Annotated in this window: 18 protein-coding genes and 1 other RNA gene; 13 read left to right on the top strand and 6 right to left on the bottom strand. The window is 46.7% G+C overall.

What is annotated here, in order from left to right:
• Positions 1-88: 88 nt before the first annotated feature.
• Together trpS and GWP43_RS00770 are read right to left on the bottom strand one after the other, a co-directional pair.
• Positions 89-1,138: a tryptophan--tRNA ligase gene (trpS, locus tag GWP43_RS00765; protein ID WP_162662039.1), complete on the bottom strand. Its 1,050-nt coding sequence runs from the start codon at positions 1,136-1,138 to the stop codon at positions 89-91.
• A gap of 332 nt (positions 1,139-1,470) precedes the next feature.
• Positions 1,471-2,172: a Bax inhibitor-1/YccA family protein gene (locus tag GWP43_RS00770; RefSeq protein ID WP_162662040.1), complete on the bottom strand. Its 702-nt coding sequence runs from the start codon at positions 2,170-2,172 to the stop codon at positions 1,471-1,473.
• 91 nt (positions 2,173-2,263) lie between these two features.
• On the opposite strand from GWP43_RS00770, the gene ssrA reads away from it, so the two are divergent.
• Positions 2,264-2,612: a transfer-messenger RNA gene (gene ssrA / locus GWP43_RS00775) on the top strand.
• A gap of 3 nt (positions 2,613-2,615) precedes the next feature.
• Here the strand turns inward: ssrA and GWP43_RS00780 are convergent.
• Complete coding sequence (locus tag GWP43_RS00780; protein WP_162662041.1) at positions 2,616-3,659, bottom strand: hypothetical protein; 1,044 nt, start codon at positions 3,657-3,659, stop codon at positions 2,616-2,618.
• Positions 3,660-3,690: 31 nt separating this feature from the next.
• Here GWP43_RS00780 and GWP43_RS15130 point away from each other — a divergent pair, with 31 nt between their 5' ends.
• Positions 3,691-3,816, top strand: coding sequence for a hypothetical protein (locus tag GWP43_RS15130; RefSeq protein ID WP_269138863.1), 126 nt, complete (start codon positions 3,691-3,693; stop codon positions 3,814-3,816).
• A 487-nt stretch (positions 3,817-4,303) separates the two neighbouring features.
• Here the strand turns inward: GWP43_RS15130 and GWP43_RS00785 are convergent, their stop codons facing one another.
• Genes GWP43_RS00785 through lepB form a run of 3 tightly spaced genes read right to left on the bottom strand, consistent with a single transcriptional unit; the run spans position 4,304 to position 8,716 of the window.
• On the bottom strand, positions 4,304-6,340 hold the full coding sequence (locus GWP43_RS00785) for a motility associated factor glycosyltransferase family protein (protein WP_203232427.1): 2,037 nt from the start codon (positions 6,338-6,340) through the stop codon (positions 4,304-4,306).
• A complete protein-coding gene (locus GWP43_RS00790) occupies positions 6,321-8,198 on the bottom strand; it encodes a penicillin-binding protein (protein WP_162662042.1) in 1,878 nt (625 codons plus the stop codon). Before GWP43_RS00790 ends, GWP43_RS00785 begins: the two co-directional genes overlap by 20 nt.
• A complete protein-coding gene (gene lepB / locus GWP43_RS00795) occupies positions 8,189-8,716 on the bottom strand; it encodes a signal peptidase I (RefSeq protein ID WP_162662043.1) in 528 nt (175 codons plus the stop codon). The genes GWP43_RS00790 and lepB overlap by 10 nt, the downstream gene beginning before the upstream one ends.
• 117 nt (positions 8,717-8,833) lie before the next feature.
• On the opposite strand from lepB, the gene GWP43_RS00800 reads away from it, so the two are divergent.
• From GWP43_RS00800 to GWP43_RS00850, 11 genes are all read left to right on the top strand, one after another.
• Positions 8,834-9,445 (top strand): tetratricopeptide repeat protein, encoded by a 612-nt coding sequence (locus tag GWP43_RS00800; RefSeq protein WP_230977826.1) that lies wholly within the window; start codon positions 8,834-8,836, stop codon positions 9,443-9,445.
• Between the two features lie 2 nt (positions 9,446-9,447).
• Positions 9,448-10,074, top strand: coding sequence for a hypothetical protein (locus GWP43_RS00805; RefSeq protein ID WP_162662044.1), 627 nt, complete (start codon positions 9,448-9,450; stop codon positions 10,072-10,074).
• A gap of 148 nt (positions 10,075-10,222) precedes the next feature.
• Complete coding sequence (locus GWP43_RS00810; RefSeq protein WP_162662045.1) at positions 10,223-11,248, top strand: hypothetical protein; 1,026 nt, start codon at positions 10,223-10,225, stop codon at positions 11,246-11,248.
• Positions 11,245-12,006 (top strand): hypothetical protein, encoded by a 762-nt coding sequence (locus tag GWP43_RS00815; protein ID WP_162662046.1) that lies wholly within the window; start codon positions 11,245-11,247, stop codon positions 12,004-12,006. The genes GWP43_RS00810 and GWP43_RS00815 overlap by 4 nt, the downstream gene beginning before the upstream one ends.
• Positions 12,007-12,018: 12 nt before the next feature.
• A complete protein-coding gene (locus GWP43_RS00820; RefSeq protein ID WP_162662047.1) occupies positions 12,019-13,218 on the top strand; it encodes a type II secretion system protein GspD in 1,200 nt (399 codons plus the stop codon).
• 30 nt (positions 13,219-13,248) lie between these two features.
• The gene (locus tag GWP43_RS00825) at positions 13,249-13,953 is read left to right on the top strand and encodes a hypothetical protein (protein ID WP_162662048.1); all 705 of its coding nucleotides are present in this window, start codon (positions 13,249-13,251) and stop codon (positions 13,951-13,953) included.
• Between the two features lie 22 nt (positions 13,954-13,975).
• A complete protein-coding gene (locus GWP43_RS00830) occupies positions 13,976-15,673 on the top strand; it encodes a SpvB/TcaC N-terminal domain-containing protein (RefSeq protein ID WP_162662049.1) in 1,698 nt (565 codons plus the stop codon).
• Positions 15,674-15,837: 164 nt separating this feature from the next.
• Positions 15,838-16,551, top strand: a complete 714-nt coding sequence (locus GWP43_RS00835; RefSeq protein WP_162662050.1) for a hypothetical protein — start codon at positions 15,838-15,840, stop codon at positions 16,549-16,551.
• Between the two features lie 164 nt (positions 16,552-16,715).
• Positions 16,716-17,576 (top strand): hypothetical protein, encoded by an 861-nt coding sequence (locus GWP43_RS00840; RefSeq protein WP_162662051.1) that lies wholly within the window; start codon positions 16,716-16,718, stop codon positions 17,574-17,576.
• 44 nt (positions 17,577-17,620) lie between these two features.
• Positions 17,621-17,839, top strand: a complete 219-nt coding sequence (locus GWP43_RS00845) for a hypothetical protein (protein ID WP_162662052.1) — start codon at positions 17,621-17,623, stop codon at positions 17,837-17,839.
• Positions 17,840-17,862: 23 nt separating this feature from the next.
• Complete coding sequence (locus GWP43_RS00850; RefSeq protein ID WP_162662053.1) at positions 17,863-19,017, top strand: FG-GAP repeat domain-containing protein; 1,155 nt, start codon at positions 17,863-17,865, stop codon at positions 19,015-19,017.
• Positions 19,018-19,279: the final 262 nt, after the last annotated feature.

Here is a 19,279-nt window from a genome sequence, read left to right on the forward strand (position 1 = left end):
CGATGGGTGTAAACCGCAGGGCAAAAAAAAGCCGGTTTATGGTTGTCCATAGACCGGCTTTTTTATAATTTGTTGAATCTTCTTCTCGTTATCGGTTTTTTTTCTGTACTTCTTCCGCTTTTCGGGAAATTTTATTCCAAACACCGGAAACACCCATTGCTTTTTTTACGATTTTAAGGGTTTGTGCGGCTTCCGCCCGCATCTTCATCGTACCGTTGTAGATAATTTCGTCGATGAAGCCTCGCTTGGATGCATACATCGCACGCCGTTCTCTAATAGGTTCAAGGAAAGTATTGATGGCGGCGGCGAGTTTATCCTTTACTTCGACATCGCCAACCTTTCCCTTCCGGTAGCGTTCTTTTAAATCTTCAATTTCCGCTTTGTTCGGATTAAAGGCATCATGGTAGATGAACACCGGATTCCCCTCTACAGTTCCCGGAATATCGGCGCTGGTTCGGTTGGGATCGGTGTACATACTGCGTACCTTTTTTATCACTGTTTTTTCATCATCGCAGAGAAATATCGCATTGCCGAGGCTCTTCGACATCTTAGCCTGCCCGTCCGTACCAACAAGCGAGCCGCAATCGCTTACCATAACCTCCGGCAACGGAAACACATCACCGTACATATAGTTAAAGCGTTTTGCGATTTCCCGCGTCAATTCGACATGGCTTTCGTTGTCCTTGCCGACCGGCACCAGATTTGCACGGGGCAGCAATATATCGGCAGCTTGCAGCACCGGATAGCCGAGGAGCCCAAGCGGTAATTCGGAAAGATGGGCTGCCTTGGCCATATCCTTTATGGAAGGAATACGCTGCAGCCGCGGTACGGTAACAAGGTCGGAAAAGAACAGGTTCAATTCGCATACTTCCGGTACCGCTGATTGCAGATAAATAACCGATTTTTCAGGATCGATCCCGCAAGCTAAATAATCCAGAGCCATTTGCCGCACATTATCGGCAAGTTCATCGATATATTGTTTATCAGGCTTTGTCGTCAGTGTATGTAAGTCCGCAATGATAAAAAAGCATTCAAATTCGTCTTGGAGCCGTACGCGATTTCTAATCGAACCGACATAATGTCCCAGATGAAGGTTCCCTGTAGGACGATCACCCGTTAAAATTCGTTTTCTTTCCATAAAGGCGATAGTACCATGTTTATATTTAGCAGTGCAAGGGTAACCGCAAAAGAATCAACGCGTTAGTACATAATCGACTTAACCAAAATGAACAGCATTACATTCCTCATAACGAGTTCTGATAAATTGCCATTGGAAAATATATAGTTAAATCGAAAAAGGAAAGGATTATGATATATAGACGATTGGGTGGATGTGTAATATATGGAAGGAAAATAGCGCTCCGCTATCGAGATGCAGCAACCGGCAAAGTGTATACTTTGTTCAGCTGCCGCATTTCGAACAATTGTTATGGGAACCCCTAAAAGCTAACCCTGTTTTTAGAGATGTCTTTATCTTCTTTTGCCGAATAAGCGGAGGAGGGCTAAGAAGATATTAACAAAGTCAAGATACAGCTCTAATGCGCCGATAATCGCAACCTTCTTAAAATCTTCATTATCCTGTGCATAGCGGGCAGCTTGTGTAATCTTTTGCGTGTCATAAGCGGTTAGTCCGGTAAACACACCGACAGCCACAAAAGAAATCAGCCAACTGAGCGAAGAAGAATTCATAAACCAGTTAACGATTGATGCAATGATCAGTCCGGTTAGAGCCATCATCAAATACTTACCAGCTGAGTTTAGATTGCTCTTTGTCGTTGCCCCGTAAATACTCATTGCACCGAACATCAGCGCTGTTATGACAAAAATACTTACAACAGAAGTGCTCGTGTAGACAAAGAGTACCACCGAAAGCGTCAATCCGTTAACAATCGAGTAGATAACAAAAGAAGCGGCCGCAGCCGGAAAGCTCATCCTTCTGATACCTGCTGACAGGATAATGACCAGTGCAAATTCTGCGATAATCAACCCTAAGAAGGTAAAACGGTTCCCAAAAATAAAATAGAGGAGTGTTTCGCTGTTGAATACCGCAAAGGCTGCAATTCCGCTGATTGCTAAAGCTGCAACCATCCATCCATATACGGCGGTGATAAACCGCTGAGAGATTTTTTCATTTGCTTGCTGCAATGAAATGTTGTCAGGTGATGTGTTCATGTTCTTAATATACAAATGAATATCTAATATGTCAATCAATCGGGTGTTGACAGGAGGCGGGTAAATCCGTATATTCGATGCGATTAAGCCTGGGGATGTTCCGGTTTCGACTAGGAAGTAGAGGCTTGAGTTGCAGGTGGAGAGCCGTACTCCTAAAAAGCGGCAAACTTTATAACTGCCAACAATGACAGTTCCGACTACGCATTAGCTGCGTAATCGCGGAACCTACCGAGTGTTGCTTCCGAGCGAGGTAGAGTTCCGACGCTATTCGGAGCTTGCTTTTTACCGGATGCGGACGGTAAAAAGGACACTTCCCGCAATACGGATTCGACGCTTTCGGCGCTGACACCGGATCCCGACAATCACCTCGCGCCGATAAACCTGTAGACGCTCCTGTGTCTCTTTTTAGGACGGGGGTTCAATTCCCCCCATCTCCAACGTTTCTATTGATACATAATTAAATACGGGCGCGGGTTGAGTAAAAATACTTCTTCCGGCTTCATAATCGGAACGTCATAACCGGCGCCTGCAACCATCGGTTTTAAAAAGAGCTTAAACGACTTTAACGGAATATTTTTTGCGACTGCGTTATATGCATACGTTTCTTTTTTTAACTTCGGTGAGCCGAAACCGTCGGAACAATGGATGAGCTGCACCCGCTCGTAATTGCTTTTTACCAAGTGCCGCTGTTGAATCATTTTTGCATTAAACTGGTGAATAACCAACATACGCCTACCGCCGATACCGTGTTCAATCATATAATTCTGGATAATTTGCTGCGCTTCGTTGATCTCCTCCGCTGTAACGGAACCGATTTCCTTCATCGGTTTCGTGGTGCGCCATTCGGGGTCAAGCGCGAGATGGACATTCGGATATTTTAAGAACGGGAGTAATTTTTTCGTTGCCTCGGCTACAGAGTACTTGCCGATTTGATGGTCGAGGAACACATACCACCCCCGCGCTGCCGCAAAGGCAATGTACTGCTCTACAATATCGGTAGAGAGTATGCCGATTTCACCGGCAGGCCAGCAGGTGCCGTAAATGATATAAAATGCGGGGATAATTTTTCGATTGCCGTTTGCAACATCGTAGAGTTTAACGAATTCGTTCATAATCGGCTCAATCTCTGTAAGCGAATATTGACCGAGTATACCCATTGTGCGGGCATTCGGTTTTCCGTATAGCGCAAAAATATCGCTATTGAGCAATACCGATTGCAAGCCCTGTTCCGCTCGCTCTTTGTTTTTTAAAATATCCTGATACTCAATAGGACCAGCCAGACCGCCCGTTTCCATAACGCTAATTTCCGGTTTATTGAGAAAAAGAGCACGGGGAAAGACCGGTTTCCATTCAATCTGTCCCTGCGGAACGGCTGCATTCCTTTCAGGATTGACGGAATCATAGGCAAATGCGCCGGTGGTATAAAACACGGCGGTACAAAGAAGTAGGACGATTTTTTTCGGCAAAGATACTACCATAGCTTTCATAGTATCGGCAATAACTGAAAAAGCTATAGGTATGAAACACCCGCAGATTCTGCATGGAATCCCCGCCGTCCTTGGCAGTTCTGACACGTTGAGGATATTCAGAAGCGGCACGGATGCCATTGTTCGGGAATGTACATCCTTGCACATTCCCGAATAGCGCTTTTGCAAATAGACGGTATAGATACGAGGCGCGAGCACAAATTAACCGCAGGCACGGTAAAAAATATACATCCTTGTATATTTTTTACCGTGCCTGCGTGTTTGCAGGGCAAACACGCTACTGACTAAAACCACCACCATCCGTGGTGGAGATGACACGTTGAGGATTTTTCAGTAGCGGCACGGATGCCGCTGGTTCTATCAGAAGCGATGTTTCAGCGATGCTGAAACTCGCTGTCAAAAGTGTACAAGGATGTACACTTTTGACAAGGCAACGAAGTAGATATGCCGTATATTTTCAAAAGAAAAGGACGGTCTGATCAACAGCATCAAACCGTCCTTATTTCGGGTGTATAAGAAACGGCGTCTGGATGTTGATACCGCCGTTTAATGTCCCCTTCTTTTTTCATTATCGGCGGTGGCTTTAAAATATTGAGAAATATTTTTATTTTTATGGAAATATGCGAAAGGATATCGGTGCATTTTTAAAAAATATCTACTTGTCGGCTTTTAAATATATCATGTGCTTGTAACGCCATCAGACGAATCCTTTTGTAGATATTTTCCGCAGCGGCAATGGGCTGCAAATCGCTGTCTTTGCCGGTTTCGTCATTAAAAAAGAGCACGGCAACCAAATCTTTCGCAAAACCGTTCTTTATGTTCTCGTCTATTTTGTTGAGTTGTGCAATTAAGGCAGCCTGTTCACGGGTACCGCTTCCGTTGCCGGAATTTCCGCTTTCACGTTTGCCTGCTTTGTTGTATTCCGCTAATCGGCGGCACAACGCCTCGGCTTTTTCCGCTTGGGCTGCGAGACCGGCGGCACTCTCGGTCATTGCCTTGACCGAAGCGGCTAGCTGCCGCTTCCGCGCACCGCAGCCGTCTAGGAATGCTTGGGAATACACGCTTTTTACAAGAGTTTCCAACCGTTCATCGATGGCGACGCGCGGGAGGCCGCCGGTCATGCCTGCAAAATCTTCCGCAGTACAGGCGGGCATTCCGGGAATAAACACTCCGTGCGGCATAAGATTGAAGGTTTTAACCTCCGGATATTTGGCAAGCGTGCTTTCAAACCACCACGCATAGAGCAGCATCCGGCGGTCGGTCAGTACTGTACCTCCGGCATAATCCTGATGCAGCGAAGGAAATGCCGAATATAAGCTGTTAAAGTTCGCCTGCTCTGCGGAAGCAACACGGGTAGAGCGGGTATGGACGGCTTCTTCAAAGGTGCTGCCTGCAAAGTGCGTTTGCTTACCGGGATAGGCCAAATCCAACCCCGCCATGATAACGGGCTTGGCGCCGATATACCGCGCAAAATCCCACGCAGTCGTTGCAACCGAACCTCCGGCAGCGAGTACACAGTCCCCATCGCCGTTTTGCTTTTCACCTTTGCTTTCAAGATAACGGGCAAAGGGTACCGAAGATTCGGAGAGGAATACTGCGCGGTAACGCTGCCGGAGTACCGCCGGAAAAACCGCCGCCTCGCTGATTAAAATAGACTTGCTTGTGTCCAATCCGGCGGTATGCAGGTAGTTCCAATACTGCGGGTCAAAGCTGAGGATAAAATCCGGTGTAATGCCTGCCCGCAGACATGCCCGCAGCGCCGTATCCACCGCAATAATCAGAAAATCTTTGCCGCTTTTTTTTATCTCCTCAAGATGAGCGGTTAAGCTCGGCTCGCCGGCAAGGACGACGGCTACCGCATCGGGAAAAGCATTTTTAAAACAGCCGATCTTTGCCGTCGTGCAAAGCATATCGAGGTTCTTTACCGTATTTTTTAACCACAGTGTACCGAAGCGTTCCAGCGTTTTGGCATTGATGCTGTTTTTCATTTTATTCCGCTCGAGTAGCGTAAAAAAAGTTCCGTACCACGGCTTATACGCTTCGGTAGAAACGGGCGCTTTAAACAGTATTTTGCTGTTCCACCCCGTCGAAGCGAGAAACGAGGCTGACTCCTCCGGTTGTGTTCCGATCAGAAGGCTTAAATGCCGGTGCCGGAAAAGGGAATCGAGGCGACGGGCAGCCAAACAGCACAGAAAAATGTTCATATCCGCTTCGATGATCACCGCTTCGGCGGCAGGAAACCGTTCGATATACTGCGACGCAAGATAGCCTAAGCCAAGCCCCGTAAAGATACAGCGGCTCTGCGCCTCTGCGGTTTGAAAAAATTCGGAATCGAGGATACGGCGGGCTTCTTCTTGAGGGTTATATTTGGAATGCACAAAGCTGCCGTTTACCGCCAGCGTCGGCGTATGTTCCATACCCTTTGCTTTTGCTTGTACTAATCGGTATGCGGGCGGTACGGCTTGTAAACACTGAAGAGCCGTTTCCGGTCGATCGAGCCCGAGTCTTGCCGCCTGTTCGGGAAAGCGGGCGGTAAAGTCATTACAATTTTGGAGGAACACCTCGGTATCGATAGTAAAGGGTACGCAGACAGAAGTAGCTCCGGCACCGATGGACGCACCATTGCTACCGGTAGAAGCCGCACCGATAAAAGCTGCGCCGTTATTCGAGGGTGAGTTCAATGATCATTCCTTTTACAACCGGCGTTCCCGCCGCCGGACTCTGGGCAGTTACATAGCCGTCTCCGGTCAGCTTAACCGTAATATCGGTTCTGCCTAATAAATCGAGCAGCAACCGCTTGGGGGTGCCGATCAAATCAGGCATCGTGTCGCCGACGGTTACCGGTGTTTGGCGATGCGATTGAATAATGCCGGTATGGGTTACGTTCGGAGCATTTGCCCGCCCCATTCCACGATAATCGATAATTGCATTGGCCGCTTCCGAGATAGCCGGCGCGGCAACCAACGAACCGTATGTTTCTCCGACCGGACGGATAACCGCCATATACAAGATAATCTGCGGATCATCGACGGGAAAAATACCGATACAGCTGCTGAGGTAATCGGTGGAACTGTAGCCGCGCCCATCCGCTTGCGCCATCTGTGCCGTACCGGTCTTAACGGAAATCGGTACGCCTTTAATCGAAGCACGAAAACCAGTCCCGTCATCGGCAGCGGTCTGCATATACCCGAGTACCGTTTTTGCCGTTTGTGCCGAAATAACCTGTTCGAGTGATTTCGGTTTATGCCGGTAGACAGGCTTACCTGCCGAATCCAGAATTTCGGATAATAGGCTGAGTTTTAATGTTTTGCCTTTATTGGTAAATGCCGTTGCCGCTTGTACAATTTGCAGGGAGGTAACGCCGATTTCCTGCCCTATCGCAATGGTATGTTTAGTACGGGCTGACCATGACGACACCGGCGCAAAAATGCCCGCCGCTTCTCCGGGTAGCTCAAGGCCGGTCTTTTTCCCGAATCCGAATGCCCGCAGCTTTTCGGCAAAAGCCGCGGCATCCGTTTTGTCGGCAATCTGTGCCATCCCGTCGTTACAAGAAAATCTGATAATGTCGCGCGGTGTTACTTGGCCGTGTACCCGCAAACAGCGGATCACATTTTGGTCTTTTTTTTCACTTAGCTGCCGCGGTTTAAACGCAAATTGCGCATCGCAGGTGTAGACATCGGAATCCTTTGTCGTGCCGAGTTCTAAGAAAGATGCTATCGAAAAAATCTTAAAAACGGATCCCGGCTCATAAATAAAATAGGCGGGGCGGTCAAACCGTTCTTCTTTTTTACTGGATGTAAAATGAGCTAAATCGACCGACGGTTCGTTTATATACGCAAGGATTTCGCCCGTCTTTGCATCTGCTGCCAAAAAAATGACTGCCTCCGCCTTTGAGCTCTTCATTGTCCGTTCGGCTATCTGTTGCAGCATATACTGAATGGAAGCATCGATTGTTAAGGCAACCGTATAACCGTTTTTGTCCGCACCGGCAGTACCTTCAGGCGGGGAAAGGATATTTTGCATAGAGTATTCAATACCTGCCAATCCCTTACCGTCATCACCAAGATAGCCGATCAGCGTCGATGCAAGTGCATTCTCAGGATAGATGCGGTTTGCTACCGCTTCAAGTCTGATCCCTTTTAAATTATATTCCCGTATTGCATCTTTTAAAATATCTTTTTCATTTTCACTCAATTTCTTTTTTAAATACAAAAAGTTTGACTTGGAAGCCTGAATTTTATCAAGCAGCTCGGATTCCGATATTTCGAGAATCGGAGAAAGAATATTGACAAGACGGTTAACATCCCCAATCAATGTTTTATTTACCGATAGATTATACAGCGTTGTGGCTGCCGCTAAGATTTTTCCGTTCCGATCTAAAATTGAGCCCCGTTCGCGGGTCTTCTTAACGGTACGTACTTCCGGTTCCGCCCCAAGCATTGCCCGCGCATATTTTGCAGCGATTAAGCCGGTAAAGATGAGCAACAAGCCGATAAAAAAGATAATGCGTTTTTTAGAAATAAAATGATTTAGTTCCATAGTAACCGACCGCAGATACTATCAACCGAGACAAATCCGTAATCACGGGAGTCGCGGGATTGGATTGCATTATCGCCGAGTGCTAAAATAAAACCGGTAGGAACATATTGTTCGGCTTGCGGTAAAAATCCTCCCAGATTTCTAAATTGGACGCGGTTAAGCGCAACAGTTCTATTATCGTCTAATATAAGCGAACCATAACTTTCCGCCGATTTTTGCGGAGCCGAAATAAAATGCAGTTCCGTATTTTCTATTTTTACGCAGCGTTTTACCACAAACCGCCCGTCTATATGATAGAGGACGGTATCCCCTGTTTTTGGCATTCCCCAGCGGCAAAGATACCGGTTTGCAGCAGGAAGCTGAATTCCATACGCCAATTTCCATATAACAACAAACTGCCCATCGGAAAGGGTGGGTTCCATCGAATGCCCCGAAATCCGCCTTATATCTAAAACATAGCTTTTTAAAAAGAGCAGGCCGCCTATTAGCACAAGGAAGCCCAGGAGTTTTCTTTTCACCGGCTAAAGATAGCAAAAAAACAAGATTTTTTCCAGCGTGAAGCAACCGCGATGCTCTATTCTTCTTTTAGGTGAGAACAAACTATTTTTATTTTGACAGCGGTATTATGGTGTGGTATGCTTTTAGAATATATGATGATGGAACGAAATAAATGGCTTTTAGTTTTGGCGGCTGCCGTAGTTGCAGCGGCGGTGATGTCCTGCACGAGCGTGTGGAATAAGAAATACAAAGATGATGCAGGAGTCATGTATGGGATGATCTATGACGAACGGGAAGAAGGTGTGGCGTTGGTCAACGTAAAGGTAAACGGAAAGCTGAAGGCGGTGTCGGACGGGCAGGGGCGGTTTATCCTACAGTTTTATTTTGCGGATATAAAGGATAAGAAGGAACAACTGATAGAATTGGAAAAAGAAGGGTACGAAAAATTTAAGCAGGTATTTTATTATGAACCTCTGAGCTTATTGCATTTAAGGCTTGAAAGCGGTGAATACTTATTAAAAGAAGCGGAAGGGGGGATAGAGAACGGAAACTATGAAGAAGCGGAGGGGTTTCTTGATCGAGCGTTCGAAATAGAAGAGAGCCGAGATGAAAGTCTTTATTTGAGAGCGGTGATACGATATAAGGAAGGGAAAGCTGATGAGGCGCTTGCGGCGTTAGAAAGCATGAGCAGAAAGGAATATGCTGCGGTAAAAGCGTTTATGCAGATGCTGGAAGGGGTAAGGAAATAAAAGTGGAGCGGCGGATAAAAGGATACCTCAGAAAAGCTGCGGCAGTGTCGGCTTTTGCGCTTTTAGTTTTGAATACCGCTATACTGGTGAGTGTGCAAAGCAGGCAAAAAGAGATGGAAAGGATGCTGACGCTTGCTTTAGAGCAAGGGAGAGATGCAGCGGAAAAAGCGCTTGGGGCACAGGGAGAGGAAATAAAAGAGGCGATCGCGGTAAGCGAAGCGAATATAAACGGGCGACTGGACAGGATAGAGAAAACGATGATTGCACAGGGGCGGGTAAAACGCGGAGCGGCGGGGCAAGTTCCGGCAGGAGAAAAAGAAAGCGGGAGGGGAGTGCGGCTCTTGTATGATGAAACATATTTGGAAGGGAAAGAAGAAGAAGCCTACCGGCTTTTAAAGGGAAAGAAATATGCCGCGGCATATCAACTGTATAATGAAATTGTAGAAAAAGATCCGGAGCGACTTATGAGCCGGTATTACCGGATGTATAGCTTATTTTACGCGAATGAAATGAACAGAGAAAATTATGCGTTTTTATTGAAAGAAATCGAATATCTGCGGGGGATGGGGATGAATGAAGATAGCTTTAATAAGATAGAAGCGTTTATCGGAAAGGAAGGCTTATTTTAGACAATGCAGTTGGCATTGTCTAAAAACGCTGCGAGTTTGCGTTCGCAAACATCGCTTATTAACATGTGCGCTACCGCGCACGAATTCGGCAGCCTCAAAAATTGATATTTTGTTCGGCTGTCGAATTTTAAGGAACGAGGAATAGTAGATGAGGGGCGGTAAGTCGTTTTTATTGGCATGTGTTATTGCAGTATTGCATACGGTAGCGGCGCATGGGGAGCGCGTTTATATTGCGCCGATTTTAAGCGTGGATGCAGGTGAGGAACGGTACGAAATAGACGAGCGGTATCAGGATGATATTTATCAGAGCCTTGAAGAACAAAAAGGGGCGCTTGAAATGATGGTAGTAAAAACACCCGCGCAGATAAAGACAGTGAGGTCTTCCTATGATGCCTTAAAAGTATGTAAAGAAGAAAAGATTGAGTATTTGCTCTATGGATGGGTAAAAAAGAGCGAGCATACGTATGAAGGAGAACTGCGGATATTTGACGGAGAGGGGCGTAAGAATATTTATACCGTATACGAAAAAGACGGAGCGGCAGAATATGAAGCGTTTATAAGGAATATCAGCGGGAAAGTAGTAGAAAAGTTGCGGGAGCTTTTTTACCTACCGGCTGAGGAAAAAGGTGAAACGCACAGTAAAATCAATGTACAAGCGGAGATAGGCTATTGGACATTTATGAATAAAGATTGGCTCAAATATCTTACGGGAACAATAAGCGTTGGAGGAGGGCTTGAAGTAATACCGAAAGACGTAGTTTTTTCTTGGAAGAAAATAAATATGTATTTTTCGATCGGATTTGCAGCGGATTATCGTTTGGCAGTGAGCGGAAAAGAGGCAATAAAAAGTTACCTACATACCATTGATATCGCAGGATATACGAATGTGTATGTTAATTTTCATAATGAGCACACTATATACGGGAAAACGGGGGTATTCTATGATTTTGATATTCTTTCATATAGTGATAAATATGCAGACGGCAAGGTGTCCCACTCGGGAGCGGTAGGTATGGTTTTTGGACTTGGATATAAATACGGAATTAATGAGAAGGTGCGTTTGCTGTTTGAGAATGATTTTGAATGTATTTTTTATAAGAAAGTGATGGGAAAATATAAAGGGACGTTCGGGGTGGAAGTGGAAGTATTTAAAAAGGAGTATAAGGGAAGATGAGACGGAGCGTGGTTGCAGCGGCGTTAATAGTAGGTTCAATAGTGATATATGGCGGATGCGGGAACGGTATATACGGCATTGTTGCGCGGGATCAGGGAGATCCCGATACGTTTTATCTGAACGTAGATTCATTTAGCGAAGAGAATGTCATACGGTGCAGTTGGGCAAAAGATGAGCGGTGCGACAGATATATTGTGATGAGGAGCGAAGATAGGGAGCCGTTACATTTTGAAAAAGTATATGAGGGAGACGGGACGAGGTATGAAGATGCGGTGTTAAAAGAAGATACACGGTACTTATATCGGCTGGATAAGGTGCGGGGAAAAAGAGGTTTTAAAGGAAAGACCCATTACATGGGGATATACAGTAAACAGGTAAAAGATGTGTATGAGCCGAATGATAAGAAAGAGAATGCGGTTCTTTTGGAAAGTGATAAACAAGCAAATGTGTATTATTACCGGTCGACGGAAGGGACGATTTTAGAGGATGAAGACTGGTATAAGATAAGAGTTCCGGCGAGGAGGCAGGCGAAGATAACGATTATCTATAATGTTGCAAACCAGCCCTTTGTTATCACGAAACCGTACAACGGAGAGGAGGAGCGTCCTGCAACGAATGGCTTCGTTGAGATAAAAAACGATACGGACTACGAAAGGGAATTGAGGTTTAAAATATCATTGGATAAGAACATTGTCGTAAGCGGAAGTGCGGGAGGTGCATGCTATCGGTATACCTTGCGCCTTTTATCAATTGAATAGGGAAAGAGCGAGATGAAAAGAAAGGTCGTTTTGCTGGGCATACTTTTTTTATCGCTTTGCTTATATGGGCAGGAAGCGGAAGAAGAAAAGAGTAGCGAAAAATATGAGCTGCAATACATTGAAGCGAAAAAATTTATCGACGCATTACCGGAAGGATTGAAGAAGAACAAAATATATATATTAACGGACAGAAACGGATTTGTTATTCGGTGCGGAGAAGAAGAGAAAAAGGTAGTAGAAGAGTATATTCGGATACTGGATGAGGAGCCAAAAGCAACGGCGGTAACGCTAAAGTACCTATCGACGGAAGAACTGTTAAGGAATTTACCGCCGTCGGTGAATAAAGAAAGTATAACGGTAACGAGTAACCCGAACATTCTTTTTTTTAACGGGAGTGAAGGGAGAAAAGAGCAGTTTTTAAAAGAACTGGAACTGATTGATAAACCGAAGGCGCAGATACGGTACCAATTATTGGTGGTGCAGTATGAGAAAAGCGAGGATATGAATTGGACTAAGAGTCTTGAAGTAAAGAAGAGTAAGGGACAGCCGATGAGCGAATTTTCCGGAGTGATGAGTAATATCTTTAATATCAATTTTGATATTGTTTCGAAATTCGGCTATCAGTTTATTGCGAAGTTGAGCTTTGAGTTATCCGAAAATAAGGCACGAGTATTAGCGGACACAACGCTGAACGGACTGACGGGAGAAGAGGTAAAATTCCAAAATACGAATACGTTTCGCTATATCGATAAGACATTCGATTCAAATGGCAAGCCTTTATATGGGTCGATGAGGGAGATAACGTCTGGGTTATTGCTAAATATCAAGGGGAATGTTTCCGGAGACGGAATGATAACGATGGAAGTAAATGCGCAAGTGTCGAAGCAGGGATCGGGGGGAGTAACAAGCGGGGTACTGCCGCCGACGTCGGAGAAGATTGTAAAGACAAAGGTGAGGACGCAATCGGGTACGCCGATTATTATCGGCGGTTTGTTGCAAGCGGAAAGAAATTCGAGTGAAAAAAAAGTACCGGGACTCGGCGATATACCGATAGCGGGAATGTTATTTAAAGATACAAGTGGGGCGGAAACGGTGACGGAGATGGTTATTTACATTGTGCCGTATCTGCATCGGGAGAAAGAGAAAAAAGAGAAAAAGAGCGAGCGACTGATGCGGCTGTATAAGAAGTATGTAGAAGAAGAAGCGAACTGAAAAGCATCGGAAAATTTTATAGGAGTAACTATGAAAAAGACAAACAAGATTATTACTTTGTTGTTGTGCCTCGGATTATTGACAGGCTGTGTTAATCAGTACAGCCCGGGAGGCGCCGACGGAGATAACCCGCTTGACGAAGGGAAAGAGATAGAAGAAAAGGAAGATGAGAGCAAACCCTCTGAAGACATATTGTTTACTAAAGGAGCCGACGGGAAGATTATATTTAAGGTGAGAGACACAAAATATTGGAGCGTGAGGGGATACACTTTATGGAAATTTTTCGGGACAGAGATAGATAAACAGAAACCGTGCATACGGGTCGTAAAGAAAGAAGGAGCAAGCGAAGCCGGATACGGGCTTGTATGCTACAGTACCAAGACAGAGGTAGGACAGAAGCAGTACCGGATGCTCGTTGTACTGATACATACGGACGGAAGATACTCGGTAGGCTATGCAGTGAACGGGAAATATGAGCATATAGCATGGAAAAAAGTGAGCGAACGGTTGGCAAAGGGCTATGGGGTGTCGAATAGCATCAGCGTAAAGAAAGCCGGAAAGGCGATACAGATATACTTTAATGACGAAGGGTGTGAAGGAAAAGCAGACTACACGATTAACAATGCGGATGAGTATGCCTTAGGGGAAGGAGAAGCGGGAGTAATAGCAGTAACATCAGCGAAGGATAAATTTCCGAGCGAGTGCGTGTGGATAGAGTACGAGGCGGTACGGTAGGCTGAACAGAAGGGAGAAGCAGATGAAAAGAATAAAAGAAGCCTTGGCAGGGATAGTGAAGAAAGCAGTATTTACGGTCTACCTTTTTACGGTGATAGCGCCCGGCGGTGTGTACGGACAAGGGCGGAGAGAAGGGGCGCGCGGCGTGAAGAGAGAAGCGAGTACGGTTGTGGCGCAAAAGGTTATCGGGCAAGAGGGAGGAGTGTTAGAGGCGGAAGGAGTACGCTTTAGCATCCCCGAAGGAGCGGTGGAAGCGGAAGTCGAGATAACGATTAGCCGGCTGTATGAAGTAGCAGAGGGAGGAGAAGTAAAGAACGTCACGGCAGGGTTTGGCGGGTGGCGGTTTTTACCTAAGGGGATGAAGTTTAAAAGAGCGTGCGAACTCTCGCTTGAGTACGATGCGCGGATAGAAGGGGAAGACGCGCAGGGGATTTATACATACTACTATGATGAGAAAGAGAAGCGGTGGGTTGCATTAGAGCGAAAGAGAGTTGATGAGGAAGGGAAGCGGATCGAATCGTATACGGATCATTTTACGGATATGATCAACGGGACATTGAGCTTACCGGAGAGCCCCGAGCCGGTGCGGGTGAACTTAAACAGCATCAAGGAGTTAAAAGCGGCGGATGCGGCAGGGGGGATAGAGGGAATAGAAGGACTGAAAGGAGGAAGTGAAGGAAGCGCATCGTTTGGGATAAAGCTCAAAGTACCGGAAGGAGTGAAAGGGATGGCGCCTGCTCTCTCGGTGAGCTATTCGAGCGGGAGCGGGTGGGGGCTTATAGGGAAGGGATGGAGTTTAGGAGGAATAGAAAGCATCAGCATCGACACGAGGTTCGGGCTACCGGCATATGACAGGAAGGACACGTACTTGGTAGAAGGGAGCCGCGTGAAGTACGAAGGGGGCGTATGGAGAAAGGAGAAGGAGCAGCAGTACGAGCGGATAGCAAACGGCTGGGTCGAAGGGAGAGGAGTAAGTGAAAATTATTTTGAAGTAACGGGAAAAGACGGACGGGTAAAGATATACGGGAAAGAAAGGTGGAGCGGCAAAGGAGAAGGAGCAAAATATATTTATTATTTGGATAGGGAGAGCGACAGCTTCGGAAACGAGGTGAAGTATGTGTACAAGAAAGAAAACGGAGCGGACGGAGAAGAAGTTATCCTTGAGGAGATTGTATACGGGAAAGAGAGAGATCGAAAGGTAACGATAGCGTATGAAGGAAGAGGAGATACGCGGATAGACGGACGGGGAAAGTACGTGCGGAAAGAGAGTAAGCGGATAGCGAGCATAGAGATGAGCGTCGGCGGGCGGATAGTGAGGAGATACGGCTTTGAATATAGAGAAGATAAGGAAGTAGGAAATGAGGCGGGTGAAAATGAGATGGGAGAGAGCCTTCTTAAAAAGATAGAAGTGAAAGGGGAAGGAGAAGCGGAAGGGTATGCGTACAGGTTTGAGTATGAGCAGGCGGAGAAGGATAAGAGCGGAAACTTTGTGTCTCGGAGACGGAAGGCTGGGAGAAGCGGAAGCATTGCGGAAAGCGTGCACATAAGCGGAGGGGGAAGCGGCAGCGGAGGAGCGGGAGTAAACTTTATAGACAGCGTGTCGATATCCGGCGGGATAACGGCGTCAGCGGGAAGCGGAAGGGGGCACAGTAAGCGGAATTTTGTGGATGTAACTGGAGACGGGATAGCGGATATTGTGGGTGGAAGAAAGGGGAAATAAGGATATATGAAGGGAAAAAGCAGAGCGACGGAAAGATAGGATATGAGAAGGCTGAGTACTTTGATGGGAAGGCATTAAAGGGGCTTTATTTAAGTGAGAATGAGGATTGGAACTGGAGTGTCGGAGGGAAGTTAGATATCAGCGGGGCCGGTGTCGGAGCGGGGATGGGGTTAACGAAGCAGTGGAGCCGCGGAGAAAGTAGAAGTGAATTTACGGATGTAAACCGAGACGGGTATGTGGATTTTGTGTCGAACGGAAGATACTACGAAAACGATAGGGGAAGAGGCTTTAAAGGAGGAGTCGGTTTACAGGGAGCGGAGAAAGCGGGGATCGGGATAAGTGAAGCCGAGAAGAAGGAAGCGGAAAAAGGGCATTACTTTCAGGAAGGGGTACAAGCGTGGCGGAGTGAGGTAAGCGGGGAGATAGAGATAGGAGTAGAGATACAAGAGAAAGGGAGAGGACAGTTAAGCGTGTGGAAGGGGACGAATAAAGAAGGAGTGAAGATCGGGGAATGCACGGAGAAGAAACAGTATGTGTTTACGGAAGCGATTAGGAGAGGCGAGTATATCTATTTTGCGACTGAGACGGATGATAAAGCGGAGATAGGGGAGAGCATCAAGGCTGGGATACGGATACGGTACCTGAAGTACAAGCGAGATGAATTACTGGGAGCACATATAGCGTATCAGCTGCCGGGGAGGCTGAATGAGGAGCCTGATAGAGAATTAGCCTCGCTTTACACGGAAGAGGAAGGAGAGGCAGATGAAGATGGGAATCGGGATAGGTATTGGCAGCTAAAAACTGATTATCGAAGAGAGCTGAGTGAGCAAGCGATAGAGGATACTGGAAAAAGGATACTACACATACGTCGGAAGTGAGATAGCAAAGGAGACGTTTGAGAAGGTATTTAGCAGAATCGGCACAGATGATGAAAAGCAAAAGGTAAAAAAGAGCGTACAGTACGATGCGGGGTTTGAAGAATATATTTACACAGGGGATGGGTTCGGGAGTACGCTGTACAGCGATATCATCAAAAGGATGAGTGAGGGCGAACAAAAAAGAAGCGGCAGGATATAAAAACGTTGACGGAAGCGTAAGGTACCCGCTGTATGACGGGGATGGAAAGGCATACTACCGAGATAGGCTTACGTTAAAAGTGAACAGCGAGCGGGAAAAGGGTGAGCGTGGCTACGAGAATGAAAAGGGAGTAGAAGTAGGGCTCATCAACGGAAAGACGTACCGGTTTGATAAAGAGGGAGAGGAGCTTGTTCTGTATGAGCAGGGAAGAAGAAAAGAAGGGGCAGTGGTAACAAAAGAGGGAAATAACGTCAAGGCAATAGTAGCGGGGCGGAGTAAAAAGGGGTATGAATTTTCGATTGAGCTTGCGGGGAGAACGCTCGGCAAGGTTATCAGTGAAGAGGAGTACGAGAAGGGAGCGAATGATAGAGTTGAGAAGGATGTGGAATACCGGATCAATCGAGTAGAAAGAATAAGCGAAAAGGTATACGAGAAGATAAAGGATAGGACAATTATTAAAGGCTCCCAGACGGTTCGTATCGGGACACTGTATGAAAAGTCGGGGAACGAGTGGCATTTGAAAGAGGGCGCCGCAGAAGAGGATAAAAAAGAGATAGTAAAAGCGTTGAAAGAAGCGCGGAGAGAAGGGAAAGTCATTATCGAAGAACAATGTGCTGGAGTAGGGGAAAGAAAGATACGAGAGATTGGAATATTCACTGCGGAAGAGAGGAAAGAAATCGGGGAAGAATATTTTGAAGCGATAGGGGATGAGTATCAAATAAAGAGCGGGATAGGAGAAGCGAAAGTTGCGCGATTGGAAAAGAAGCTAAAGCGGTATGAAAGTGAAATGTATGATTTTCCGTACTTTACACATATGATAAGGTAAGAGGCGAATACCGGACGACGAAAGAGCATCTTGAAAAAGAAGAAGTGCAGGAGTTTTTAGCGTATGTCGAAAGCTATTATTACGAAAGGGTCGGAGCGTGTATAGCGTATCCGCGTGAGAGCCTTTATGAGGTGCAAGGCGGACAGATAGAAGTGGTGAAGATACAAGGGGGGGGAAGGTTGTCACAACATGGGAAGGGATACAAGAGTACCGAGGGAATGAGAACTATCGGATTGGAAAGTATGAAGGGAAAGAAGGGATAGCAGGGTTCGGCCGGTATGAGCAGATGTACGGCGGGGCAAACCGGTGGTACTACGGACTTTATTCGAGGTGGGGGCAACAGCGCTTCAGTGTGCAAGCCCTGTTTGCACCGAATGAATATGAGAAGGAGTATGGAGGAAAAATTGGGAATGAAGGAGCAAAAAAAGTTGATAAGGAACAGCAGGAACTAAAAAAACAGGCAGATGCGAAAACATCGAAAGCGCCAAGCGGCGAGGCGGTAAAAGATAAGGTACGTACAGAGATAGCAAAAGGCACTCTGGGCGGATATAGCGCGGTACAGACGTATGGGAAGTATGTGGAAGAAAGCGGCAAACAGGACTCGCCCGGCGAAGCGCCGAAGAAGGATGAGGGAAGCGGACGTATATTTAGCGATAAAAGCCTTGTCGGAGCGGTTGTAGGCACGAGTGAAAACGGCTTTGATGCAGACGGACAGATGGCAAGCGTCATACATTACTATGCCGCGTATATCGATGATGAGGTGCTGCACTCAAGCCGAATAACCGGCGGGGCATACCGGAATCTGCCGTGGGTGAAAGGAGGCAAAGGCTTTGCACTTTCTGCGAATGAGAGTGAAAGCTATGACACGAACGTCGGTGCGCATGCGCTTAACTTCAATGGGAGCTTAGGGGGTAACACCGGAGAAAGTAAACAGATACAAGGCTATCAGGACATCGACGGGGACGGCTACCCTGATATTTTAAAAACAAGTTCAGGAGGATTGAGCGTACAGTACGGTAGCGGTGAAGGAGTCTTTAGCCGACCGGGATACCTCGGAGGAGGGGGCTTAAGCATGAACAGCAATAACTCGACGGTGTACGGAGCAGGACTGGGACTGTCGGGAGGGACGCAGACCGTACGAACAGTGATTGGGAGCATAAAGGATATATCAGTAGAACCGGCAGGTTCGACACCGTACGGAGTAAGCGCGAGTGTGGGAGGCAATTATTCACACGGCAATCAGTATCAGAGCAGCGGCTTAGTAGACATAAACGGCGATGGTTTACCCGACTACCAGACGATAGCAGGAGCGAAGCTGAATATCGGAGAAGCGTTTAAAGCGGCCGGGAAATGGAGCGAAGCGAACATTTCAAGCGGAACGGTCAAAAGCGGAGGAGGAAACTTCGGGATAGGATTGGCTATCGGGCCAGCCATTGGCTAGTTACGGAGGAGGAAACATCGGGGTCAACGTGAACATCAGTCAGACGGCCACGGAAACCCTTATAACCGACATCAACGGAGACGGGCTGCCCGACCTTTTTGCGCGTACAAGAGGACGGCAGCTATGCTGTCAAATTGAATCGCGGAGCAGGATTCGACGGAAAAGAAAAGACAATTGAAGTACGGAATCTTGAAGGGGCGGAGTATAAAGATTATTACAATGGGGCGCTGAGCCGACTGGTAGGGACATCAGAACGTATCCA

Source organism: Treponema vincentii (assembly GCF_010365865.1).
Taxonomy (GTDB): domain Bacteria; phylum Spirochaetota; class Spirochaetia; order Treponematales; family Treponemataceae; genus Treponema.